This is a genomic window from Klenkia terrae (genome assembly GCF_037083865.1).
Classification (GTDB): Bacteria; Actinomycetota; Actinomycetes; order Mycobacteriales; family Geodermatophilaceae; genus Klenkia; species Klenkia terrae.
The window spans coordinates 1-22,020 of the sequence record NZ_JBAPLV010000033.1 but is presented as its reverse complement, the minus strand read 5'-3'; the positions used below and the strand labels follow the sequence as shown (position 1 = coordinate 22,020).

Here is a 22,020-nt window from a genome sequence, read left to right as displayed (position 1 = left end):
GGTCCCGGGGCCCGTCGGACCACCGCAGTCGTGCACCCGGCGGCCCGGGCAGCGGCGGGGATAGCGTCACGGGATGGATGCAGGGGCGGGGACCGGGCGGCGTCGGCAGGACGAGGTCTACCGGGCCGGGGTGTACGGCCGCCGTCCCCTCGTGCCGACCGTGCACACCGCGCTGGCCGCCGCGGCCCGCCGGAAGCTGACCGACCGCGCGCTGGGGTACGTCGCCGGCGGGGCCGGCGGGGAGGCCACGGTCCGGGCCGACCGGGCCGCGATCGACCGCTGGCAGGTGGTGCCGCGGGTGCTGCGCGACGTGTCCAGCCGGGACACCTCGGTGGAGCTGTTCGGCCGCCGGCTGCCCGCCCCGCTGCTGCTGGGCCCGGTGGGCGCGCTCGAGCTGGTGCACGCCGACGCCGACCTGGCGGTCGCCCGGGCCGCGGCGGCCACCGGCATCCCGATGGTGTTCTCCAACCAGGCGTCGGTGCCGATGGAGACCACCGCGGCGGCCATGGGCGACAGCCCGCGCTGGATGCAGCTGTACTGGTCGACGTCCGACGAGCTCGTCTCGAGCATGCTGCACCGGGCCGAGGCCAGCGGCTGCGAGGCGGTCGTGGTCACCCTGGACACCACGATGCTGGGCTGGCGCCCGCGGGACCTGGACCTGGGCCACCTGCCGTTCGCGCTGGGCAAGGGCATCGCGCAGTACACCTCCGACCCGGTGTTCCGCCGGCTGGTCGAGGAGCGGGCCGCCGCCGCGCCGCCGCGGGACCCGCAGCCCCGGCCCACCGTCGCCGCCGTCCGGGCGCTGGTCGGCATGGCTCGGGCATGGCCGGGGTCGCTGGCCGACAACCTGCGCTCCCCGCTCCCCCGGGCCGCCGTCGAGACCTTCCTGTCCATCTACTCCCGGCCCTCCATCACCTGGGCCGACCTGGCCTGGCTGCGCGCGCAGACCCGGCTGCCGCTGCTGCTCAAGGGCGTGCTGCACCCCGACGACGCCCGCCGCGCGGTCGACGAGGGCGTCGACGGGCTGGTGGTGAGCACGCACGGTGGCCGGCAGGTGGACCGCTCGATCGGCGCCCTGGACGCGCTGCCCGACGTGCTGACCGCGGTCGACGACGCCGTCCCGGTGCTGCTGGACTCCGGGGTGCGCAGCGGCGCCGACGTGTTCGTGGCGACGGCGCTGGGTGCCCGGGCCTGCCTGCTGGGCCGCTCCTACGTCTACGGCCTCGGGCTGGCCGGCGAGGGCGGCGTCCGGCAGGTGGTGGAGGACGTGGTCGGCGAGTTCGACCTCACCCTGGGCCTGACCGGGCACACCGCGGTCGACCAGCTCTCGCCCGACGTGCTGCGCCGGGCCTGAGCCTCACGCCCGGACGGTGGCCTCGTCCCGGCCGTCGCGGGCGGTGACCAGCCGCCGGGTGAGCAGCACGCCGGCGGTGATGGCCGCGACGACGACCCAGCTCGACACGTTCAGCTGCGCCACCCCGGACAGCCCGTGGCCCAGGTTGCACCCGCCGGCGACCAAGCCGCCCGCACCCAGCAGCAGCCCGCCCAGGGCGAGCTGGGCGTAGCGCACCGGCTGCTCCCCGCGGACCCGCAGCGCCCGGTCCCGGCGGGCGACCACGGCCGAGCCCAGCACCAGGCCGGGCAGGAAGGCCAGCAGCCACGGGTTCGGCGAGCCGCTGACCAGCCCGGACACCGCACCCACCGTGCTCGGCCCGAACGAGGCCCCGCCCAGCCCGGCCAGCGCCCACCCCGCGACCAGGACGACGCCCAGCGCCACCCCGAGCCGGGGCCCGGTCCACTGCCACGCGTGCACCGGGGTGTCCGGCCCCCGGCGCCGGCGGTGCGCCACGGTGCCGGCGACCACGACCGCGAGGAACACCACCGCCACGGCCCACCGGGGCAGCCCGAGCACCCCGGGGATCGTCCCGCCGTCCCCGCCGGGGAGCACCGTGGGCCCGGGCACCGCCACCTGCCGGGCGAGCAGCTCGCCCACCGCCCAGCCGACCAGCCCGACGAGCGCGCCCAGCATGCCCTCGCCCAGCTTGTAGAACAGGCCGCTCACGCAGCTGCGGGCCACGGCCATGCCGACGCCGATCAGCAGCCCGCCGACCACCGCGGCCACCGGCCGGAACGGCAGGCCGGTGGACAGGCCGTCGCCGAGCGGGGTGGCGTAGAGGGCGGCCAGCCCCACCGAGCCCAGCGCCACGCCCAGCAGCCAGGCCCGCAGCAGGGCACGCCGGCCCTCGCCCACCCCGGCGGCGAGGGCGTGAAAGCACAGCTGCCCGCGGTGCAGCACGGCACCCAGCAGCACACCGGCCACCAGCCCCGTCACCGCACCGACCAGCACGGGGCCAGTGTCCACACCTGTCGGCGGTGGTCGTCACCCCCGTCGGCTCCGCACGCCGCGCCGGGCGGGGGTTGACGCCGCCGAGTGGCGTGGGTCACAGTGTTCGTGGGCGGGGCAGCCGGCAGATGAATGGCTCCTCAGCACCACTGACGGAGACCGACCAACGCGGCCAGACCGCCAGGACCGGCGCCCCGCCCCACGATGACCGGCATGCCCGAGGTCGAGTTCGACGTCCGCTGGCCCGACGGCCGCTCCCAGTCGGTCTACTCCCCGTCGCTGGTGGTCGAGGAGGTCTTCACCGCCGGCCACCCGTACCCGGTGCCCGAGTTCGTGGCGCTGAGCCGGCAGGCCATGGCGACGGCCAGCGACCGGGTGCAGGCCCGCTGGGGCTTCCCCTGCTCGCGGGCGGCCGCGACGCTGGCCGCGATCGAGGAGCGGGCGGCGGGGTTCACCGACGGTGAGGTCACCGTGACGGCGTTCCGGCGTCGCTGAACCCGGGCTGCGCCGGCGGCCCGTGCGGTGGTGGGATGACCCCGTGACCTCCGACGTGCGCATCCCCGGCCTCGAGTCCCCCGTCCCGACCGGGCTCCTCATCGGCGGGCAGTGGCGCCCGTCGTCCTCGGGCGCGGTGTTCGACGTCCTCGACCCCGCCGACGGCACGGTGCTGGCCCAGGTCGCCGACGGCACGACCGACGACGTGACCGCCGCGGTCGACGCCGCCGCGGCCGCGCTTCCCGGCTTCGCCGCCACCCCGCCCCGCAAGCGGTCGGAGATGCTGCGGAAGGCCTTCGAGATCATGACCGCCCGCGCGGAGGAGTTCGCGCTGCTCATGACCCGGGAGAACGGCAAGGCCCTGCCCGACGCCCGCGCCGAGCTCACCTACGCCGCGGAGTTCTTCCGCTGGTTCGCCGAGGAGGCCGTGCGGATCGACGGCGACTACCGGGTCGCCCCGGCCGGCGGCACCCGCACCGTGGTCACCCACCAGCCGGTCGGGGTCTGCCTGCTGGTCACGCCGTGGAACTTCCCGGCCGCCATGCTCACCCGCAAGCTCGGCCCGGCGATCGCCGCGGGCTGCACCAGCGTGGTCAAGCCCGCCGAGGACACCCCGCTCACCGCGCTGCTGCTGGCCCAGGTGCTGGCCGAGGCCGGCGTGCCCGACGGCGTGGTCAACATCGTGCCGACGATGAACGCGAAGGACGTCGTGGCCACCGCCATGGCCGACCCCCGCACCCGCAAGATCAGCTTCACCGGGTCCACCGAGGTCGGCAAGATCCTGCTCAAGCAGGCCGCCGACCAGGTGCTGGTGTCCTCGATGGAGCTCGGCGGCAACGCCCCCTTCCTGGTCTGCGACGACGCCGACCTCGACGCCGCCGTCGACGGCGCGATGCTGGCCAAGATGCGCAACGGCGGCGAGGCCTGCACCGCGGCCAACCGCTTCTACGTGCAGTCGTCGGTCGCTGCCGCCTTCAGCGAGAAGCTGGCCGCCCGCATGGGCGCGATGACCGTGGGCCGCGGCTCCGACGAGGGCGTCACCCTCGGGCCGCTGGTCAACGAGGAGACCGTCGCCAAGGTCGACCGGATCGTGCGCTCCACCGTCGAGGCCGGCGCCCGCACCGTCACCGGCGGCACCCGGCCCGAGGGCCCGGGCTACTTCTACCCGCCCACCGTGCTCGTCGACGTCCCCGCCGACTCCGCCGCGATGCGCGAGGAGACGTTCGGGCCGGTGGCCCCGATCGCCACCTTCTCCGACGACGCCGAGGCGCTGGAGCTGGCCAACTCCACCCCGTTCGGCCTGGTCGCCTACGTCTACACCGGCGACCTGGCCCGCGGGCTCCGGCTGGCCGAGGCCCTGGAGTCCGGGATGGTCGGCATCAACCGCGGCGTCGTCTCCGACCCGGCCGCCCCGTTCGGCGGGGTGAAGCAGTCCGGGCTGGGCCGCGAGGGCGGCCACGAGGGCATCGGCGAGTACCTGACCACCAAGTACGTCAGCTTCCCGCTGTAGCCGCGGCGGTGGACCCCGAGGACAGCGCCCACCAGGTCGCCCTGCACGTGCTGCGCTCGGGCCCGGTCCACCGCGGCGCGGTGGCCCGGGCGCTGGGCCTGTCGCCGGGCAGCCTGACCCGGCTGGGCCGGCCGCTGGTGGACGCCGGGGTGCTGGTGGAGACCGACCCGGTCACCGACCCGGCGACCCGCCGGCCCACCCGGCCGCTGGACGTCGCCCTGGACCGGCACCGGTTCGTCGGGGTCTGCGTGCGGGGCAGCGAGGTGTGGGCGGTGTGCACCGACCTCCGCACGACCGTGCTGGACCAGGCGTCGGCCCCGCTGCCCGACCGCTCCCCCGAGGCCGTCGCCGGCACCGTCACCGACCTGGTCGCCCGGCTGGTGGGCGCCGGCCCGCCGCCGGCCGGCACCGGCATCGCCCTGGACGGCCGGGTCGACGCGGCCGGCCGGGTGCTGCACGCCGACGCGCTGGGCTGGCGGACGCCGGTCGACCTCGGCGGCCTCGTCGCCGGGCGGACCGGGTGGCCGGTCCGGGTGGACGCCGACCTGGCCTGCCTGACCCGCGCCGAGCACTGGTTCGGGCTCGGCCGGGAGCACGCCTCGTTCGCCGTGCTGACCGTGGGGGCCGGGATCGGCTACGGCCTGGTGGTCGACGACCGGGTGGTGGACACCGGCCTGCCGCAGCTGGGGCACCTGCCGCTGGGCGGGGCCGGACCGCGGTGCCCCCGGGGCCACCGCGGCTGCGCCGGGTCGCTGCTGACCACTACCGCCGTGCTGGCCGCCGCGCACGTGGCCACCGGGGCGCCGACCACCTGGGCCGAGCTGCTGGGCGGCGCGGTGGACGGCGAGGTCCGCCCCCGCCGGGTGGTCGACGACGCCGCCGCGGCGCTGGGCCGGCTGGTCGGCGTGGTGTCGGCGACGACGGGGGTGCACCAGGTGCTGCTGGGCGGGGACGGCGCCGACCTGGCCGTGGTGGGCTACGAGAGCCTGCAGGCCGCCCTGGACGAGCACCGCGACCCCTGGTCGCGCCCGGTCGAGATCACCGTGCGCGACCAGGACGCCGTCGCCTGGGCGCGGGCGGCCGCCGGGACCGCGGTGCAGCGGTTCACCGCGGGCGCGGGCTGGCTCACCCCGGCCTGACGCCGTCAGACGTCGATCCGCTTGCCCGACTCCGTGTTGAACACGTGCACCTCGGCGGAGTCGACCTGCAGGTGCACGGTCTCGCCCTTCATCGGCACGACCCGGCCGGGGATCCGCACGGTGATGAGGCGGTCGCGGCCGGCCTCGGTCTGCGCGCCGGGGAACGAGCCGTAGGCGAAGGCGTCCGAGCCGAGCTCCTCGACGACGGTGACCTCGAACGGGATCCCGGTCTCCGCGCTGGTCAGCGAGGTGGCCTCGGGCCGGAAGCCGATCGTGGCCGAGGTCTGGCCCTGCGCGGACAGCGCGGCGACGGCGGCACGGGGCAGCGGGACCGACCGGCCGCCGACGGTGGCGCCGTCCCCGGTGAGCTGCACCTCGACCAGGTTCATCGCCGGCGAGCCGATGAAGCCGGCGACGAAGAGGTTGTCGGGCTTGTCGTAGAGGTTGCGCGGGGTGTCCACCTGCTGCAGGAACCCGTCCTTGAGGACGGCGACCCGGTCGCCCATCGTCATGGCCTCGACCTGGTCGTGGGTGACGTAGACGGTGGTGGTGCCCAGCCGGCGCTGCAGCGCGGCGATCTCGGTGCGGGTCTGCACGCGCAGCTTGGCGTCGAGGTTGGACAGCGGCTCGTCCATGAGGAAGGCCTGCGGGTTGCGCACGATCGCCCGGCCCATGGCCACGCGCTGGCGCTGGCCGCCGGACAGCGCCTTGGGCTTGCGGTCCAGGTAGTCGGTGAGGTCCAGGACCTTGGCGGCCTCCTCGACGCGGCTGCGCATCTCGGCCTTGCCCATGCCGGCGATCTTCAGCGCGAAGCCCATGTTGTCCGCGACGGACATGTGCGGGTAGAGCGCGTAGTTCTGGAAGACCATCGCGATGTCCCGGTTCTTCGGCGGGACGTGCGTGACGTCCTTGTCGCCGATCCGGATGGTGCCGTCGGTGACGTCCTCCAGGCCGGCGAGCATGCGCAGCGAGGTGGACTTGCCGCAGCCCGAGGGCCCGACCAGGACGAGGAACTCGCCGTCCTCGATGTGCAGGTCCAGCGCGTTGACCGACGGACGGTCGGCGCCGGGGTACTGCAGGGTGGCCTTGTCGTAGGTGATGGCAGCCATCGTGGGGGGTCCTCTCCCGAGCCGGCGGTGCCGCACCTCGTTGTGACCGGCGACACCTGTTCGGGGCTGACCGTAGGCGACTGCGCCGGCCCGTCCCGGGGACCGCCGAGCTGGGGCTTCCGCCACGGAACCCCTGGCTGCCGGGCAGGGCTCGGTGCGGCGGGCGAGCTGTCGCGCGGACGACCGTCGCGACCCGGCGCGAGTGGCCCAGATCACAGAATTGGCCAGACCGGATGACCCCGGACAGACGTCGACCCCCGCGCTCACGAGGAGCTGCGGGGGTCGACGGCTGTCTCAACCAGACGTGCACCCGAAGGGATTCGAACCCCTAACCTTCTGATCCGTAGTCAGATGCTCTATCCGTTGAGCTACGGGTGCGTATGTGTTCAGTTGTTGCGCGGAGGCTCCGGGATTTGAACCCGGGATGGGCCAAAACCCAAACCGCATTAGCAGTGCGGCGCCATAGACCGGACTAGGCGAAGCCTCCCGGGCCGCCAGGTTCCCCCGGAAGCACCGAGGAGGAAGGTTACCAGCGCCTCCTCCCCGGTGGCACCAGGGGGTGTCAGGCCAGTGCGGCGACCCGTCGTCCGGGCAGCAGCGTGACGACGACGGCCAGCGCCGCCGCGGCCGTGGCCAGCACCAACGCGCCGCCCACCCCGTAGGAGGTCTCCACCAGCGCGCCGCCGATCGCCGCCCCGACGGCCGACGCACCGAACGCGATGGTCGACAGCCAGGTGAACGCCTCCGTGGTGGCGTCGGCCGGGGCGATGGACCCGACCAGCGAGCTCTGCACGGTCAGCGTCGGGGCGATCGCGGTGCCGCCCAGGAACAGCAGCGCCCCGAGCAGCAGCGGCGAGGAGACGGCGGCCAGCGGGAGCATGCCGATCGTCGTCCCCAGCAGGCCCCAGCGGTAGAGCCGCGGCAGGGACGTCGACAGCACCCGGGCGCCGAACCACAGCCCGCCGGCGACCGAGCCCAGCGACCACACCCCGAGCAGGACGCCGGACAGGCCGGGCGAGCCGGCGGCGTCGGCGAACGCCGGGACGGCGACCTCGATCGCACCGAAGCCGAGCATCAGCGCGGTGCCGCTGACCAGCACACGGGGCATGCCGGGCACGGTGACCGTGGCGAACAGGCTCTTCTGGACGGCGACGGCCGGCCGCCAGGCGCGCATCGCGCCGGAGAAGGCCAGTCCGAGCGTGCCGACGACGGTGCAGACGCCGGCCAGCGCGATCGCGGCGACCGGGCTGGCCAGCAGGGTTAGCGTGGCCACGGTGGTCGGGCCGGCGACGAAGACCAGCTCGGTGGTGGTGGCGTCCAGGGCGTAGGCGGTGGGCCGCACCCGGGGGTCGACCCGCGACCACAGCGCGCGCACCGTGCCGCTGACCAGCGGGGTGCTGAACCCGGCCAGCGCCGAGGCACCCAGGATCACCGCGGTGTTCGTCGAGGTCAGCACGGCGGCGGCGAGGACGGCGAGCAGCAGCGGGTAGGTGACCGACTGGGCGAGCAGGACCAGCCGGGGTCCGCGACGATCGGCCAGTCGCCCGAGCACCGGGGCCATCACGGCCATGGCGATGCCGTAGGTGGCCGAGGCCAGGCCGGCGACGGCGTAGGACCCGGTCTGCTGCTGCACCAGCAGCAGGACCGCGAGGGGGACCATGGCGGACGGCAACCGGCCGGCGAACCCGGCGACGAGCAGCACCGGTGCGGAGGGAAGCCGCCACACGGTGAGGTACTGACGCATGACTGTGCTCACTCCGTACGACCTAGAAGGGGAATCGTAGGGTGCCAACCTTGGTTAGGTCCCTACGCATTCCCGACGGTACGAGATCGCCCGTAGGGAGTCAAAGCCATATGACCGCCTACACCGGGCTGGGGATGTGAGATGGACTACGACGACTACGGGTCCAACGCCGTCGAGCTGGCGGTCGACCTGGCCAACGCCGACCGCGACGACCCCGCCTGGGCCGCCGCGTTCGTGGCCGCCCACCACGAGTGGTTCACCGAGGGCACGGCGCTCGAGCTCACCCCCCGTGCAGTCAAGGCCGTGGCGACCACCGGTGACCTGGTGCGCGAGGTCGCCGTCGCCGACTCGCAGGCCCAGGTGATGGACCGGCTCAACGCGCTGCTCGCCCTGGCCAGCCCGAAGCCCTACGCCACCGACCACGACGGCGAGCTGCACCTGCACTACGCGGCCCCCGAGGCCGGCGCGCTGGAGCAGCTGACCACCACGGTGGCGATGGGGTTGTCCCAGGTCGTGGTGCAGCACGGCTGGCAGCGGCTGGGCGTCTGCGCGGCCGAGGGCTGCGGGAACGTCTACCTGGACACCTCGCGCAACGCGAGCCGCCGCTACTGCTCCAACACCTGCTCGTCCCGCTCCACCGTCGCCGCCTACCGGGCCCGCAAGAAGTCCTGACCAGGCTCCCCGCCCGGGCAAGGGATCCCTTCCCGAACGGATCCGGCGCCGGAGTTGCGGAAGGGATCCCTTGCCTCGTCGCGGGGAGCGGTCAGGCCCCGCGGACGGCGGCGACGCGGCGGCGGACGGTGGCGCGGCGGGCGCCGACCGCGGTGGTGCCGGCGACCCCGAACCCGAGGACGACGACCGCACCGAGTGCGTAGACCGCGGCGGCGTCGGGCAGTGGCTCGGACGACGACGCGGGGTCGATCCGGTCGGCCCGCACCGAGAGGGTGGCGACGGCGTCCTGGACGGCGGCCGTGGCCTGCTCGACGGCGGCCACCGCGACGGCGGCCCGGTCGACGGAGATGCCGGCGGCCGCGACCACCTGCTGGGCGTAGGCGGTCTGGTCGGCGACGCCGGCGGCGGTCTGCGGCAGCGCGAGGACCTGGTCGCGGGCCGCGGTGGCCTGCCCCCGGGCGTCCTGCGCGGCGGCCAGCGAGGCGGCGACGGCGGCGGACTGGTCGGCGACGAGCTGCTCGAGGGTCCGGGCCTCGGCCAGTGCGGCGGCCACGGTGTCCACCGGGGAGGACAGGTCGATGGCCGCGGCGCGGTTGGCCCGGGTGACGTAGCCGGCGACCAAGAGCTGGCCGGCCTCGGCCTCCGCGGCGTGCTGGGCACCCGTGCGGGCGGCGCCGGCGGCCGTGGCGGCCAGCGCGGTGGCGGTGGTGGCCTCGGGCGACCCGCCGGTGGTGGGCTGCTCGGGCAGCTGCTGCGTGCCGGTCCGGCGGCTGGTCGTCGTGGTCGGGCGCGGGGTCCGCGTCGGGGCGGCGGCCACCGGTGCGGCGGTCGGCGCGGCCTCGGGCTGCACCACCACCGGCTCGGGGACGGCGACCGGGACGGGGGCCGGCTCGGGCGCCGCGACCGGAACGGGGGCGGGCTCGGAGACCGGGGCGGGCTCGGAGACCGGGGGCGCGGTCGGTGTCGTGGGGCCGCTGGGCGTCGCACCGTCCGTGGGGGCGGCCTCGGTGGAACCGGGGACCGGCGTGTCGGCGACCGGCTCGGCCGCGGCGGGACCGGCGACGGCCACGGCGCCGATCAGGGCGACGGCGAGCAGGGGCAGCAGGCGGAGGCGGGTGCGCACGGTAATCCCTCGATCAGGTGGTGGTCGGTACACCTGGCTGATCGACCCGCCGTCCACCCCACCTCACCCCCCGGGGTGCGATCTCCCCCCAAGGGGTGGGGCGGTTAGCGTGCCCGCTCGTGGCCCTCTCCCGCTCCGCCGCCCGCCGGTTCGACGCCCGCCTGCAGGCCCGGGTCGGCCGGCTGCCGGCCAGCCCGGTGGACGGCGTGCTGCGCCGGCTGTCCGAGGCGGCCGACCACGGGAAGCTCTGGCTCGGCGTCGGGCTGGTGCTCGGCACGAAGAAGGGCGCGCCGCGGCGGGCCGCCGTCCGCGGGGTGGGATCGCTGCTGGTCTCCAGCGCGCTGGTGAACGTCGTCCTCAAGCCGGTGTTCGGCCGGGTGCGGCCCGACGCGGCCGGGGTGGCCGGGGGCCGGGCGCTGGACCGGTCCCTGCACACGCTGTCCTTCCCCAGCGGACACTCGGCGTCGGCGGCGGCGTTCGCGACCGGGGTGGCGATGGAGAGCCCGTGGGCCGGCGCGCTGGTGGCCCCGGTGGCGCTGGGCGTGGGCTACTCCCGGGTGCACGTGGGCGTGCACTACCCCGGGGACGTCGTGGCCGGGATGGCGGTGGGCGCGGCGGTCGCGGCGGCCACCCAGCACTGGTGGCGGGTCCGGCCGAGCACCCCGGCCGAGGTGCGGACGACGGAGCGGGCCCCGGCGCTGCCCGAGGGCGAGGGGCTGCACGTGGCGGTGAACCCGCGGTCCGGGGACGCCGACTACGACCCGGCGTCGGACATCCAGGCCCTGCTCCCCCGGGCCGTCGTCCGGGACATCGACGACGAGCACTCGGTGACCGACCTGCTCCAGCAGGCCGTGCGGGAGGGCGCGAAGGCCCTCGGCGTGGCCGGCGGCGACGGCTCGGTGGCCGCGGCGGCCGCGGTCGCGCTCGAGCACGGCCTGCCGCTGGCGGTGCTGCCGGCCGGGACGCTCAACCACTTCGCCCGGGACGTCGGGGTGGCCACCCCGGTGGAGGCGGCCCGGGCGGTGGAGGCCGGCGACGGCGTGCTGGTCGACGTGGCCGCGGTGAACGGCACCCCGTTCCTGAACACCGCCAGCATCGGCAGCTACCCGGAGATGGTGCGCCGGCGGGACGCGATGTCGGGTCGGCTGGGCAAGTGGCTGGCGCTGACGATCGCCGCCGGCCAGGTGCTCCGGACGGGTGCGCCGGTCGAGCTGGAGCTGGACGGCCGCCGGGTCAGCGCCTGGATCCTCTTCGTGGGCAACGGCGTCTACACCCCGCGCGGCGTGTCCCCCGCCTGGCGGCCCTCGCTGGAGGACGGCCTGCTCGACGTGCAGTACCTCCGTGCCGACCTGCGGTTCGGCCGCAGCCGCGCGGTGCTGGCGACGCTGCTGGGCATCAGCGAGCACGCCCGCTCCTACCGGCAGTTCCAGGTGCGGTCGCTGACGGTGGTCTCCCGCTCCGGGCCGCTGGTCGTGGCCTACGACGGCGAGACCGGCGCAGCGCACACCGAGTTCTCGTTCACCAAGCGGCAGCGCCTGGTCGTCTACTGCACTCGCTGACGCCGGGGCGGCACCCGCCGCGACAGGACAGCGAGCAGGACCAGCGCGGTCAGCGCCTCGCCCAGCTCCTCGACGAACGTGGCCGCGGCCATCGGCAGCGGGCGGGGGTCGGCCACCGCGACCGCACCGGTGAGGACGTCGAGCCCGAGCGCGGCCAGCGCGTACACCGCCAGCGCCAGGACGACGGCCCGGGCGCCCGGCACCCGCCACACCCGGCCGAGCACACCGAGGACCGGCAGGCCCACCACGCTGGCCAGGCTGCCCAGCGCGAGCGTCGCGCCGGCGCCGTCCCAGCCCTCGAGCACCGAGTGCGCGCTGACCAGCTTGGCGAACACCAGCCCCACGCCGATCAGGGTGACCGCGCTCCACCACAGCCGGTGGGTGCCCCGGGACCGCACCGCGACCCGCCCCGCGCAGACCGCCGAGGCCACGAACAGCGACGTGGTGAACAGCCGCGGCAGACCGCCGACGGCGTCCAGGTCGAAGACCCACTCCGCACCGCCCAGGGAGCAGGACCCGACGGTGCACCGCCAGCGGACGACGAAGCCCAGGCCGAACAGCCCGAGCGCCAGGCCGGCCAGCGCCCAGAGCCAGGTGTCGTCGCGCGCCCGGGCGGGGGCGGGCGGGGCCAGGGTCACCTCCCCAGTGTCGCCGACGATCCTGGCCGCGGGCTGACAGCGAGCGGGCAGAGGTGGGCATCACTACGGTCGGGGGCGAGGGTTCGTCGTCCCGCCGATCGGGCACGGACCCGCCGACGACGTCGATGGAAGAAGGACACCCATGCTGGTCCGCCGGATCGCACGACCCCTACTCGCCGCCTCCTTCGTGTACGGGGGCATCAGCACCCTGCGCGACCCGCAGAGCCGGGTGCCCGGGGCCACGAAGGTCGTGAACCAGATCGCCCAGGTCGCCGACGAGCAGCTGCCCGTCGAGGTCCCCCGGGACGTCGAGCAGTGGGTGAAGGTCGACGCCGGGGTGAAGGTCGGCGCCGGGGTGCTGTTCGCCCTCGGCTGGTTCCCGCGGCTGTCCGCGCTCGCGCTGGCCGGCTCGATCGTGCCGACGACGCTGGCCGGGCACCGGTTCTGGGAGGACACCGACGACGAGAAGAAGTTCAGCAACCAGGCGCACTTCCTGAAGAACGCCGGGCTGCTGGGCGGGTTGCTCATCGCCGCCGTCGACACCGAGGGCAAGCCCTCGACCAGCTGGCGCGTGCGCCGGTCGGCCGACAAGGCGATCGCCAAGGCCGAGTCGCGCTACGAGAAGGCCGCCAAGAAGGCCGAGAAGGCGCAGAAGAAGGCCAGCCGCGGCCGCACCGGGCGCAAGCTGAAGAAGCAGGCCAAGAAGGTCGGCAAGGAGATCGGGCTCTCGTGATCCCCGCGGACGCGCTCCGGAGGATCGCCTTCCTCCTGGAGCGCGCCCGCGAGCCCACCTACCGGGTGTCGGCGTTCCGGACGGCGGCGCACGTCGTCGAGGGCCTGTCCGACGCCGAGCTCGAGCGCCGCATCAAGACCCGCACGCTCACCGACCTCAAGGGCATCGGGGCGAAGACCGCCGCGGTCGTGCTGCAGGCGCACGCCGGCGAGGAGCCCGAGTACCTGGCCGACCTGAAGGCGCAGCACCCGCCGACCGAGCTCGAGGGCGCGGCCGGTGAGCTGCGGAACGCCCTGCGGGGCGACCTGCACACGCACTCGGAGTGGTCCGACGGCGGCAGCCCGATCCGGGAGATGGCGCTGGCCGCGATGGGCATCGGCCACGACTACCTGGCGCTGACCGACCACTCCCCCCGGCTGACCGTGGCCAACGGCCTGAGCGCCGAGCGGCTGGCCCGTCAGCTGGACGTGGTCGCCGAGCTGAACGAGGAGCTGGCCCCCTTCCGGATCCTCACCGGCATCGAGTGCGACATTAACCTCGACGGCACGCTGGACCAGACCGACGAGCTGCTGGCCCGGGTGGACGTGGTGGTGGCCAGCGTGCACTCGGAGCTGCGCGCACCGGCCGACAGGATGACCGCGCGGATGCTGGCCGCGGTGCAGAACCCGCACACCGACGTCCTGGGGCACTGCACCGGACGGCTGCTGGTGGAGCGCACCCAGCGCGGCGGCAAGCAGCAGAAGCCGCGGCCGGAGAGCGGGTTCGACGCCGAGGCGGTGTTCGCCGCCTGCGTGGAGCACGGAACCGCCGTGGAGATCAACTCCCGGCCGGAGCGGCTGGATCCGCCGACCCGCCTCTTGCAGCTGGCCGCGGACCTGGGGTGCGACTTCTCCATCGACACCGATGCGCACGCCCCGGGTCAGCTGGACTGGCAGGGCGCCGGCTGCGAGAAGGCCGCCGGGGCGGGCATCACCGCCGACCGGGTGATCAACACCGGGACGGCGGAGCAGCTGCTCAGCCGCTGACGCCCCGCCCGCCGTAGACCGACTCGAGGGTCGCGACGACGGCGTCCATGGAGTACCGCGTCCGCGCCAGCTCGACGGCGCGGCCGGCCGCGGCCGCCCACGCCTCGTGGGCCAGCAGGTGCAGCACGGCGTCGGCCAGCTCCCGCGGCGACCCGTCGGTGACCGCACCGGCCCCGGTCTCCGCCACCGCGGCGCTGAGCCCGGTCTCGGTGGTCAGCACCACGGGCAGCCCGGCGCTCAGCGCCTCCAGCACCGCCATGGGGAAGGGCTCGGCCACGCTGGGCAGGACGAACACCTGCCCCCCGGCGAGCAGGTCGCGGGCCGCCGCCGGACTGGTGGGGCCGCGGCGCGTGCACACCGCACCGATCCCGCCCGCCTCGATGGCGGCGTCCACCGCGCCCGCCTCGCCGCCGTCGGGACCCCACAGCTCGAACCGCACCCCGGGCCGGACGGCGTGGACGAGCGCGGCCGCCTCGACGAACGCCACCGGTCGCTTGCGGTTGGCGAGCCGGGACACGAAGAGCACCAGCGGGTCCGACGTTGCCGGAGCGGCGAGTCGACCGGCGGAGGGGACGCCGTTCACCACCCGGGTGATCCGGTCGGCGGGCACCCCCTGCCGCTCGAGGTCGGCCACCTCGTGCCTGGTGAGGGCGAGGAATGCGGCCCGCTGCACGACCCGCCGGGTCCAGACACGGTCCAGCAGCGCCTGTGCCCGACCGCGCTCGGCCCGCACCTGGCCGTGGGTCTGGACGACCAAGGGCACACCGAGCCGGGCGGCCCACCACGCCGCCGGCAGGGTCACCAGGTCGCGGGTGAGGTGCACGTGGACGACGTCGAACTGCCGGACGTGCCGCAGCACCCAGCCCAGCAGCCCCGGAGCCACCATCCCGGCGAAGGTGTCGGGTCGAGGGCGCCGGGCGCGGAACAGCAGCGTGGCGGGATCCCCGTCACCGGAAGCCCGACCGTCCCACCCGGCGATCAGGGTGACCTGGTGCCCGGCCGAGCGCAGGGCGCGCACCTGGTCGGTCGCGACCGAGACCGGACCGCCGTAGGCGCCGTCCTCGCTGACGAGGGCGGCGACGTGGAGGACTCTCACGCCGACGCCGGCTCGCTGCGTGCAGGGGCATCGACCGCGAGGTGCTCGCGGGTCACCCGATCGGCGAACCAGGCGCACGCCAGCATCACGACCAGGTTCGCCATGGCCTGCAGCAACGAGCCCCGGAGCAGGAAGACGAAGTAGAACGGGAGGATGCAGTCGACCACCCCCGGTGCACGGCTGCGCCGCAACCGGGTCACTATGGCGTCGTCGCGACCGCGGGCCCACCAGCCGAAGGCCAACCCGCCGATGCCGACGGCGACCCAGCCGCCGTTGATGAACAACTCGGCCCACAAGGGGGCCGACAGGTTGTCGAAGGAGTAGTCCCGGAAGTCGGCGAGCAGGACACCGGTGTCCTCCGGCTTCTCGGTCCACACCGCCCGGGGCACCCAGAACAGGGCAACACCCAGGGCTTGCCGCCCCTCGGTGGTTCCGTACTGGTCCACGTAGAGCAGGGTGTTGTCGATCTGGGCGAAGGCGTCGAAGTCCCCGCCCTCCAGGGCCGACAGCGGCGAGATCTCGATGCCACCCGGGGTCGAGGTGTCGCGGAACGCGTCGGCGACCGGGAAGACGACCAGCAAGCCCAGCACCGCCCCGACGGCGACCGCCCGGAAACGCCGCCCGGTGGCGTAGAGGCCCAGCGCCCCGGCCAACGACAGCGCCACGGTGCCGAACACGTACCGCGGGCTGTTGAGCGGGTTGACGGTCACCACCAAGGCGACCACAGCGGTCCAGTACACCACCTGCTCGCCCGTCGTCCACACCGGTCGCGGCCGGCGCAGGCGCAGCAGCGTCATCGAGACCACGGTGACCAGCAGCGGCATGATCGCCAGCGCCTGGACGATGCCCTGGGTGGCGGTGTTGGGCCACACGGCCGCCATCTGCGCACCCAGCTGGTCGACCGAGGTGAACAGCGCCGGTGCGACCTGCACCAGGTAGTAGGCGGTGAGCAGCAAGGACCCCAGACCGAGCCATCGCAGGCCCCGCGGCACCCCGACCTGGGTGTTCCCTGCGATGGCGGGACCGATGGTGCGCAGCCGGGCGCCCCTGCCTCCCGAACGCAGCGTGCGGAGCCCGCACCCGACCGCGAAGGACAGTGAGCCGAGACCGACGACCAGCAACGACTCGGCGACGAAGGCGCCGTACACCTCCGGGGTGGTCTCCGGCGAGACGCCCTCCCGCAGCTGCACCAACGGCGCAAGTCCCAGGAAGACGTAGGTGAACAGCCAGACCGTCATCTCGACGAGGCGCTGCTCTCCGCGGCCGACGATCCAGCTGTATCGCACACCGACCAGGACCAGCACCACCAACGCCCCCAGCCAGCCCGGGTTCCGCGGGCCGGGGGTGGCGGCCAGCACGTACGCCGGGACCGCCAGGCCGAAGACGAGGGCCGCCAGGGCGCCCAGCGGCACGGACCCCACCACCCGGGCTGGCACGGCGCCGCCCGGGGAGAGTGCGGCTGGGGATTCCATGGACCTGTCCTGTCGTCGGTCCGTGCAGCGTAGGGCGGTGTCGTCCGCGGTCCCGGGAGCCACCCCGAACGGGTGACCAGGCCTGTGCGATGTTGTACGGGGCGGCAGGATCGGCCGAGAACACGTGGGTCGGGCCAGGGTGGCCGGTCGTGGTGGGGCCGCCGTCGGGTGGCCCGGGCCCAAGCGGCTGCACGAGTCAGGAGTGATGCCCGGTGGATCTGCAGGACACAGTGCGCGTACTGCGCTCGGCCTGGTGGGTCCTGGTCGTGGCCACCTTGCTGGGCGGAGCAGCTGCCGGTGGGTTGGTGCTGGCCAGCACGCCTCAGTACACCGCCGACACGCGGCTGTTCATCTCCACCACGGGGTCCGGCGACGACATCAGCGCCGCCGTCGAGGGCAGCGTCCTGGCCAAGGCGCGGGTGTCGTCCTACGCGGCCTACCTGACCGACCTGCAACTGTCGCAAGCCGTCGTCGACGACCTGGACCTGGACATGACCGCCGATGAGCTCTCCCAGGAGATCACCGCCTCGGTGGTGCCGGACACCGTCATCCTCGACGTCACCGTCACCGACCCCTCCGCCACGCAGGCGCAGGCGATCGCCGAGTCCATCGGCACCCAGTTCGACGGCCTGGTCGCCGCGCTGGAGACCCCGGCCGGCCAGCTCAGCTCGCCCATCCAGGTGTCGGTCATCGCCCGACCGGAGCTGCCCACCCAGCCCAGCAGCCCACAACCCACCCGGCAGGTCCCGATCGGCCTCGTGCTCGGGTTCGTGCTGGGGTGCGCCCTGGTGCTGATCCGCCACAAGACCGACAGCCGGGTCCGGACCAGCGCGCAGGCCGCCGAGCTCGCCAGCGGGCCGGGCCTGGCGGTCATCCCGCTGGACGACCAGCTGGCCGCGGGCACCAACGTTCTCCAGGATCGCGAGGTCCCCAGCGCGGAGTCCTTCCGCCAATTGCGCACCAGCCTGGACTTCGTCGACGTGGACTCGCCACCCCGCACCATCCTGGTCAGCAGCTCGCTGCCCGGCGAGGGCAAGACCACCGTGTCGGTGAACCTGGCGCTCGCCCTGACCGCGGCCGGGCGCCGGGTGGTGTTGGTGGAGGCCGACCTCCGACGTCCTCGGGTCACCCGCCAGCTCGGGCTGGTCAGCGGCGCCGGGTTGACCAGCGTGCTCAACGGCTCGGCCGACCTCGACGACGTCCTGCAGCCGGTCGGTGACGGTTCGCTGCAGGTCCTCGCCGCCGGCCCCACGCCGCCCAACCCCGGCGAGCTGCTCGCCTCGGGCCTGATGAAGAAGGTGCTGTCCGATCTGGTCGGCCGGGCCGACATCGTCCTGCTCGACGGTCCGCCTCTGCTGCCGGTGTCCGACGCCGGCGGGCTGGCCCCCTCCACCGACGGCGTGCTGCTCTGCGTCCGCTACGGCCAGACCCGGTCCCGCGAGCTGGAGAGCGCGGCCCGCACCCTGGAGCGGGTCGGGGCCCGCACGCTGGGCTCTGTGTTCACCTTCGTCCCTCGCCGGGCCGCGAGCGAGGAGGGACTCGGGTACAGCTACCACTACGGCGAGGACCCGGCGCCGCGCCGCGGATGGTTCGCCCGGCGACTCGCGCCGTCGGCACCGGCCGCCGCGCCCGCCCGCCCTGCCCCGACTGCCCCGATCGCGACGGCGTCCGACGGCACGGCGGTGCGCCGGGTGCAGGCCGCCGCCCGTGCGACCGTGACCGGCTCGGTGGCCGAGCTCGACACCCCTGAGCCGGCCGCCCCGCCTGCGCCGACGGAATTCCCGGAGCCAGATGCCCCAGCGGTCCCGGCGGACCGGACAGGGCAGGAGGACAGCGACACGACAACGCGAGACAGCCGGTCGGACGACGAGTCGGCCTCCGCGGACACCACCGCCGCGCCGGCCCCCGCTCGTGCACCGTCCAACGTCCCGCCGCGGCCAGCGATCTCCGGCCCCGACGCGCCGATCTACCCGGCCCGCGTGGTCGTCGGACCACGGCAGCCGGATTCCAGCCAGAGCTCGCGCTCCCGGGGTCGCGGCCGCCGCGGCTGAACATCGCGCACCGGGACCGCCGATGGGCCGCCCCGGCCCACCCCGCCGTCAGACCAGCGCAGGAGCGCGGGTGCCGAGGAACGTCTGCAGGAGCGGGAACAGTGCGTCGGCGATCCGGTCCGCGACCGCTCGGTGCACCGCGGACGAGCGACCGACGGGATCCAGGACGTCGTCGTCCCCGGGCGTGACCAGCCCACGGGCGGCCCGCCCCCGGCCCAGCGCGGCCACCAGGGCCGCGCCGCGGGCATCCAGGTCGCGGGCGGGCGGGACCACCAAGTCCCGCGGCAGGTGGGCGAGCAGGTCCCTGGCCTCGAGCAGGGTGAAGGTGCGCGCCATGGCCCGGGGGGCGACCTGCAGCACGTCGCGCCGGTGCGCGCGGGTCAGGGCGAGCACCAGGTCGGCTTCGGCGGCGTGCTCCGGGACGAACTGCCGAGCCCGGAAGGACCCGGCGTGGCCACCCAGGTCGGTGAGGGCCTGCGCGGCCCGCGGGTCCATCGCCGAGCCGACGACGGCCGCCGTCCCAGAACTCGACGCAGTCAGGTCGCCGCGACCGAGCTCCTCGGCGAACGCGGTGGTGATCCGCTCCGCGAGGGCGGACCGGCAGATGTTCCCCGTGCACACGAAGGCCACATGCATGTCTCGATCGTGGCACGAGTTCCGGTACCCGTCGTCACCGTCACCCCCATCCGGGTGACGACCGGTGACCGTGTGGGTGGTCATCGCCGGATGCCGCGGCGGCCTCGACCCTCGGCACTGGATGGTCGATTGGCCTCGCTGCCGGTGCTCGCCCGGACGTCAGGACCCGGGCGTCCTGAGGTCGGTGAGCGGCGGGTCCGCCAGCCCGGCCTGCCGCACGTCGGCGACGAACCGCTCGGCCAGCAAGGCATGGCCGGCGTCGTCGGGGTGGATGCCATCGGGGTCCAGCAGCCGCTGGGCGGCGGCGTCCTCGACCCACCGCTCCCCCACCGGGTCGATGACCAGTCCACCGAGATCGACCGCGAGGTCCCGGAAGCCGGCGTCGACCGTCTGCTGCCAGCTGTCGGCCGGGTCGGGCCCCTGGGTGAGGTAGGCGGGCAGGACGACGACCAAGGTCGCCTCCGGCCAACGCGCCCGTACCTCGGCCAGGTAGGCGGCCGCCACGGCGACGACGTCCTCTGCCGGCGTGGCCCGGTCGTTGCGACCGGCGTCGATCACCACGACGTCGGCCAGGTAACGCTGTGCGGACGACTGCAGCCGGTCGGGCAGCGGACTGAAGGAGGGGGTGTTGGAGCGGCCGTCGGCCACGAACCCGGTGCCTCCCTGGGCGTCGAGGTTGCAGGTCCAGTCCAGCAGTGCTGCCGCCCGGCACGACCAAGCCTGGGCGGGGCTGCTGGCGCCGGCGCCGGCGGTGTAGCTGTCGCCGATGAAGAGGGCGGCCGTCGGTCGGGTGGGCGGACCCATCGGTGGACCGGACCGGGATGCGTCCCCGCCCTCCGGTCCGGGCACGCGCAGCGCCGCGCCCATGACCACGACCGCCATCACGGCGACCACGGCCAGCACGATCCCTCGGCACCCCGCATCCCGTCGCACCGGGCAAGCGTGACCGATCCGACCCGCAAGTGCCATCACCCGTTCGTGGGCGCAGCGGTCACACGGGGAACCGGGGCCCGCGCAGCTGCATGGGGGAGCCCCCGGCGACCATGCCATCGGGCACCTCCCCGGAGACGACGGTGCCCGGGGACACCAGCGCGGAGACCCCGATCCGGCTGCCGCCCAGCACCACGCACCGCGCCGTCACCCAGGCGCCGTCCTCGATCGTCACCGGGGCGGTGATGAGCGCCATGTCCCGACGGTGCGCGTGCGAACCGGTGGTCACGAAGGTGCCCTGGCTGACCACGGCGTCCGAGCCGATGGTCAGCTGGTCCTGGTTGTGCAACCAGACGTCCTCGCCGATCCAGCTGCGGTCACCGACGGTCAGCTTCCAGGGGAAGCGCACCCGCAGCCGTGGGCGCAGCAGCACGCCCTCACCGATCCGGGCGCCGAAGGCGACGAGCACCGCCCGCCGCACCCTGGAGCTGATCTGCAGCGGGTTGCTGACCAAGAGCACCTCGGCCAGGCCCCAGAGGTAGACCTTCCAGGCCGGTGCGTCCCACGCCTCGCCCGAACCCGGCGCGGCCGACAGGTCGATGACCCGGGGGCGGACGTCGGTCACGACGCGCGGACGGTGCCGGCGGCGAGCTGCTCCCGGTACCAGGCGACGGTGGCGGCCAGACCTTCGTGCAGACCGATCTCGGCGCGCCAGCCCAGGTCGTGGATGGTGGAGACGTCCAGCAGCTTGCGGGGGGTGCCGTCGGGCTTGGTGGTGTCGAAGACCAGTTCCCCGGTGTAGCCGACGGTGTCGGCGACGAGCTGGGCGAGCTCGGCGATGGGCAGGTCCTCCCCCACCCCGATGTTGACCGGCGCGCCGTCGTCGTAGTGCTCCAGCAGGTGCACGCACGCCCGCGCCAGGTCGCTCACGTGCAGGAACTCCCGCCGTGGGGTGCCGGTCCCCCACACGGTGACGGTGGGGTCACCGTCGATGCGGGCGTCCTCGAACCGGCGGATCAGTCCGGGCAGCACATGGGAGCCCTCGGGGGAGAAGTTGTCCCCGGGCCCGTACAGGTTGGTGGGCATCGCCGAGATGTAGTGCAGCCCGTACTGGCGGCGCAGGGCCTGCACCTGCAGCACCCCGGCGATCTTGGCGATCGCGTAGGCGTCGTTGGTCGGCTCCAGCAACCCGGTCAGCAGCGAGTCCTCGCGGATGGGCTGCTCGGCGAACTTGGGGTAGATGCAGGAGGAACCCAGGAACAGCAACTTCGAGGTGCCCGTGGCCGCGGCGGCGTCCAGGACGTTGGTCTGGATCCGGATGTTGTCGGAGAAGAAGTCTGCCGGGTAGGTGGCGTTGGCCAGGATCCCGCCGACCTTGGCTGCGGCCAGGATCACCGTGGCCGGGCGCTCCCGGTCGAAGAACGCCTCCACCGCGGTGCGGTCGCGCAGGTCCACCTCCGCCGAGGTCGCGGTCACCAGGTCGGTGAACCCCTCGGCCTGCAGGTGGGCCAGCACCGCACCACCCACGAGGCCCCGGTGCCCCGCCACGTACGTCCGTGCCCCTCGGTCCAACGGTGCGACGCTCATCTCGTTCCCCCATGTGGGTGTTGCTGGCTAGGGTCGTGCCTCAACTCGACCTGATCCCATCAGGTCCGGAACGTGCATGGGGGACATGTGGCGAAGTCGGCATTGATCACGGGTATCACCGGCCAGGACGGCTCCTACCTGGCCGAGCTGCTGCTGG

20 protein-coding genes and 2 tRNA genes are annotated in these 22,020 nt (G+C 74.6%); 9 read left to right on the top strand and 13 right to left on the bottom strand.

Annotation, left to right across the window (positions count from 1 at the left end; translation table 11 throughout):
• Positions 1-73: 73 nt before the first annotated feature.
• Positions 74-1,354: an alpha-hydroxy-acid oxidizing protein gene (locus UXQ13_RS21065; RefSeq protein ID WP_225234247.1), complete on the top strand. Its 1,281-nt coding sequence runs from the start codon at positions 74-76 to the stop codon at positions 1,352-1,354.
• Positions 1,355-1,357: 3 nt separating this feature from the next.
• Here the strand turns inward: UXQ13_RS21065 and UXQ13_RS21060 are convergent, their stop codons facing one another.
• On the bottom strand, positions 1,358-2,362 hold the full coding sequence (locus UXQ13_RS21060) for a YeeE/YedE thiosulfate transporter family protein (protein ID WP_336392918.1): 1,005 nt from the start codon (positions 2,360-2,362) through the stop codon (positions 1,358-1,360).
• A 195-nt stretch (positions 2,363-2,557) separates the two neighbouring features.
• Here UXQ13_RS21060 and UXQ13_RS21055 point away from each other — a divergent pair, with 195 nt between their 5' ends.
• Genes UXQ13_RS21055 through UXQ13_RS21045 form a run of 3 tightly spaced genes read left to right on the top strand, consistent with a single transcriptional unit; the run spans position 2,558 to position 5,488 of the window.
• Positions 2,558-2,839: an MSMEG_0570 family nitrogen starvation response protein gene (locus UXQ13_RS21055; protein WP_225234245.1), complete on the top strand. Its 282-nt coding sequence runs from the start codon at positions 2,558-2,560 to the stop codon at positions 2,837-2,839.
• 43 nt (positions 2,840-2,882) lie between these two features.
• Positions 2,883-4,349, top strand: coding sequence for an NAD-dependent succinate-semialdehyde dehydrogenase (locus tag UXQ13_RS21050; RefSeq protein ID WP_336392917.1), 1,467 nt, complete (start codon positions 2,883-2,885; stop codon positions 4,347-4,349).
• An 8-nt stretch (positions 4,350-4,357) separates the two neighbouring features.
• Positions 4,358-5,488 (top strand): ROK family protein, encoded by a 1,131-nt coding sequence (locus UXQ13_RS21045; RefSeq protein ID WP_225234243.1) that lies wholly within the window; start codon positions 4,358-4,360, stop codon positions 5,486-5,488.
• Positions 5,489-5,493: 5 nt separating this feature from the next.
• Here UXQ13_RS21045 and UXQ13_RS21040 read toward each other — a convergent pair whose 3' ends face one another.
• The 4 genes from UXQ13_RS21040 to UXQ13_RS21025 all read right to left on the bottom strand — a co-directional run bounded on the left by UXQ13_RS21040 (position 5,494) and on the right by UXQ13_RS21025 (position 8,341).
• On the bottom strand, positions 5,494-6,597 hold the full coding sequence (locus UXQ13_RS21040) for an ABC transporter ATP-binding protein (RefSeq protein ID WP_225234242.1): 1,104 nt from the start codon (positions 6,595-6,597) through the stop codon (positions 5,494-5,496).
• 305 nt (positions 6,598-6,902) lie between these two features.
• Positions 6,903-6,975, bottom strand: a tRNA-Arg gene (locus tag UXQ13_RS21035).
• 20 nt (positions 6,976-6,995) lie between these two features.
• A tRNA-Ser gene (locus UXQ13_RS21030) sits at positions 6,996-7,084 on the bottom strand.
• Between the two features lie 75 nt (positions 7,085-7,159).
• Positions 7,160-8,341, bottom strand: a complete 1,182-nt coding sequence (locus tag UXQ13_RS21025; protein WP_225234241.1) for an MFS transporter — start codon at positions 8,339-8,341, stop codon at positions 7,160-7,162.
• 141 nt (positions 8,342-8,482) lie between these two features.
• Here UXQ13_RS21025 and UXQ13_RS21020 point away from each other — a divergent pair, with 141 nt between their 5' ends.
• A complete protein-coding gene (locus UXQ13_RS21020; RefSeq protein WP_225234240.1) occupies positions 8,483-9,013 on the top strand; it encodes a CGNR zinc finger domain-containing protein in 531 nt (176 codons plus the stop codon).
• A gap of 91 nt (positions 9,014-9,104) precedes the next feature.
• On the opposite strand, the gene UXQ13_RS21015 is transcribed toward UXQ13_RS21020, so the two are convergent.
• A complete protein-coding gene (locus tag UXQ13_RS21015) occupies positions 9,105-10,136 on the bottom strand; it encodes a hypothetical protein (RefSeq protein WP_336392916.1) in 1,032 nt (343 codons plus the stop codon).
• Positions 10,137-10,255: 119 nt separating this feature from the next.
• Between UXQ13_RS21015 and UXQ13_RS21010 the strand changes: the two genes are divergently transcribed.
• Positions 10,256-11,695, top strand: coding sequence for a bifunctional phosphatase PAP2/diacylglycerol kinase family protein (locus UXQ13_RS21010; RefSeq protein WP_336392915.1), 1,440 nt, complete (start codon positions 10,256-10,258; stop codon positions 11,693-11,695).
• Here the strand turns inward: UXQ13_RS21010 and UXQ13_RS21005 are convergent.
• Entirely contained in the window at positions 11,680-12,333 is a 654-nt protein-coding gene (locus tag UXQ13_RS21005) for a hypothetical protein (RefSeq protein WP_336392914.1), read from the bottom strand. The genes UXQ13_RS21010 and UXQ13_RS21005 overlap by 16 nt on opposite strands.
• A gap of 142 nt (positions 12,334-12,475) precedes the next feature.
• Between UXQ13_RS21005 and UXQ13_RS21000 the strand changes: the two genes are divergently transcribed.
• Together UXQ13_RS21000 and UXQ13_RS20995 are read left to right on the top strand one after the other, a co-directional pair.
• Positions 12,476-13,066: a DoxX family protein gene (locus UXQ13_RS21000; RefSeq protein WP_225234237.1), complete on the top strand. Its 591-nt coding sequence runs from the start codon at positions 12,476-12,478 to the stop codon at positions 13,064-13,066.
• Entirely contained in the window at positions 13,063-14,091 is a 1,029-nt protein-coding gene (locus UXQ13_RS20995; protein ID WP_225234236.1) for a PHP domain-containing protein, read from the top strand. Before UXQ13_RS21000 ends, UXQ13_RS20995 begins: the two co-directional genes overlap by 4 nt.
• On the opposite strand, the gene UXQ13_RS20990 is transcribed toward UXQ13_RS20995, so the two are convergent.
• Both UXQ13_RS20990 and UXQ13_RS20985 read right to left on the bottom strand, forming a co-directional pair.
• A complete protein-coding gene (locus tag UXQ13_RS20990) occupies positions 14,081-15,187 on the bottom strand; it encodes a glycosyltransferase (protein ID WP_225234235.1) in 1,107 nt (368 codons plus the stop codon). The two genes, UXQ13_RS20995 and UXQ13_RS20990, sit on opposite strands and share 11 nt — an antisense overlap.
• Positions 15,184-16,659, bottom strand: coding sequence for a hypothetical protein (locus tag UXQ13_RS20985; RefSeq protein WP_336392913.1), 1,476 nt, complete (start codon positions 16,657-16,659; stop codon positions 15,184-15,186). The genes UXQ13_RS20990 and UXQ13_RS20985 overlap by 4 nt, the downstream gene beginning before the upstream one ends.
• Before the next feature lie 212 nt (positions 16,660-16,871).
• Here UXQ13_RS20985 and UXQ13_RS20980 point away from each other — a divergent pair, with 212 nt between their 5' ends.
• Positions 16,872-18,710 carry a tyrosine-protein kinase domain-containing protein gene (locus UXQ13_RS20980; protein WP_225234233.1) on the top strand — a complete coding sequence of 613 codons (1,839 nt, stop codon included), beginning with the start codon at positions 16,872-16,874 and terminating at the stop codon, positions 18,708-18,710.
• A 48-nt stretch (positions 18,711-18,758) separates the two neighbouring features.
• Here UXQ13_RS20980 and UXQ13_RS20975 read toward each other — a convergent pair whose 3' ends face one another.
• From UXQ13_RS20975 to UXQ13_RS20960, 4 genes are all read right to left on the bottom strand, one after another.
• Positions 18,759-19,346 carry an arsenate reductase/protein-tyrosine-phosphatase family protein gene (locus UXQ13_RS20975; RefSeq protein WP_225234232.1) on the bottom strand — a complete coding sequence of 196 codons (588 nt, stop codon included), beginning with the start codon at positions 19,344-19,346 and terminating at the stop codon, positions 18,759-18,761.
• Positions 19,347-19,505: 159 nt separating this feature from the next.
• On the bottom strand, positions 19,506-20,240 hold the full coding sequence (locus tag UXQ13_RS20970; RefSeq protein ID WP_336392912.1) for an SGNH/GDSL hydrolase family protein: 735 nt from the start codon (positions 20,238-20,240) through the stop codon (positions 19,506-19,508).
• A 97-nt stretch (positions 20,241-20,337) separates the two neighbouring features.
• Positions 20,338-20,901 carry an LbetaH domain-containing protein gene (locus UXQ13_RS20965; protein WP_225234230.1) on the bottom strand — a complete coding sequence of 188 codons (564 nt, stop codon included), beginning with the start codon at positions 20,899-20,901 and terminating at the stop codon, positions 20,338-20,340.
• Positions 20,898-21,863, bottom strand: a complete 966-nt coding sequence (locus UXQ13_RS20960; RefSeq protein ID WP_336392911.1) for a GDP-L-fucose synthase family protein — start codon at positions 21,861-21,863, stop codon at positions 20,898-20,900. Before UXQ13_RS20960 ends, UXQ13_RS20965 begins: the two co-directional genes overlap by 4 nt.
• Positions 21,864-22,020 lie beyond the last annotated feature (157 nt).

Excerpts from the sequence above, each read along its gene's own strand:
- UXQ13_RS21020 (WP_225234240.1), top strand. The coding sequence starts at position 8,483 with ATGGACTACGACGACTACGGGTCCAACGCCGTCGAGCTGGCGGTCGAC.
- UXQ13_RS20985 (WP_336392913.1), bottom strand. The coding sequence starts at position 16,659 with ATGGAATCCCCAGCCGCACTCTCCCCGGGCGGCGCCGTGCCAGCCCGG.
- UXQ13_RS21065 (WP_225234247.1), top strand. The coding sequence starts at position 74 with ATGGATGCAGGGGCGGGGACCGGGCGGCGTCGGCAGGACGAGGTCTAC.
- UXQ13_RS21000 (WP_225234237.1), top strand. The coding sequence starts at position 12,476 with ATGCTGGTCCGCCGGATCGCACGACCCCTACTCGCCGCCTCCTTCGTG.
- UXQ13_RS20975 (WP_225234232.1), bottom strand. The coding sequence starts at position 19,346 with ATGCATGTGGCCTTCGTGTGCACGGGGAACATCTGCCGGTCCGCCCTC.
- UXQ13_RS21025 (WP_225234241.1), bottom strand. The coding sequence starts at position 8,341 with ATGCGTCAGTACCTCACCGTGTGGCGGCTTCCCTCCGCACCGGTGCTG.
- UXQ13_RS21040 (WP_225234242.1), bottom strand. The coding sequence starts at position 6,597 with ATGGCTGCCATCACCTACGACAAGGCCACCCTGCAGTACCCCGGCGCC.
- UXQ13_RS20960 (WP_336392911.1), bottom strand. The coding sequence starts at position 21,863 with ATGAGCGTCGCACCGTTGGACCGAGGGGCACGGACGTACGTGGCGGGG.
- UXQ13_RS21055 (WP_225234245.1), top strand. The coding sequence starts at position 2,558 with ATGCCCGAGGTCGAGTTCGACGTCCGCTGGCCCGACGGCCGCTCCCAG.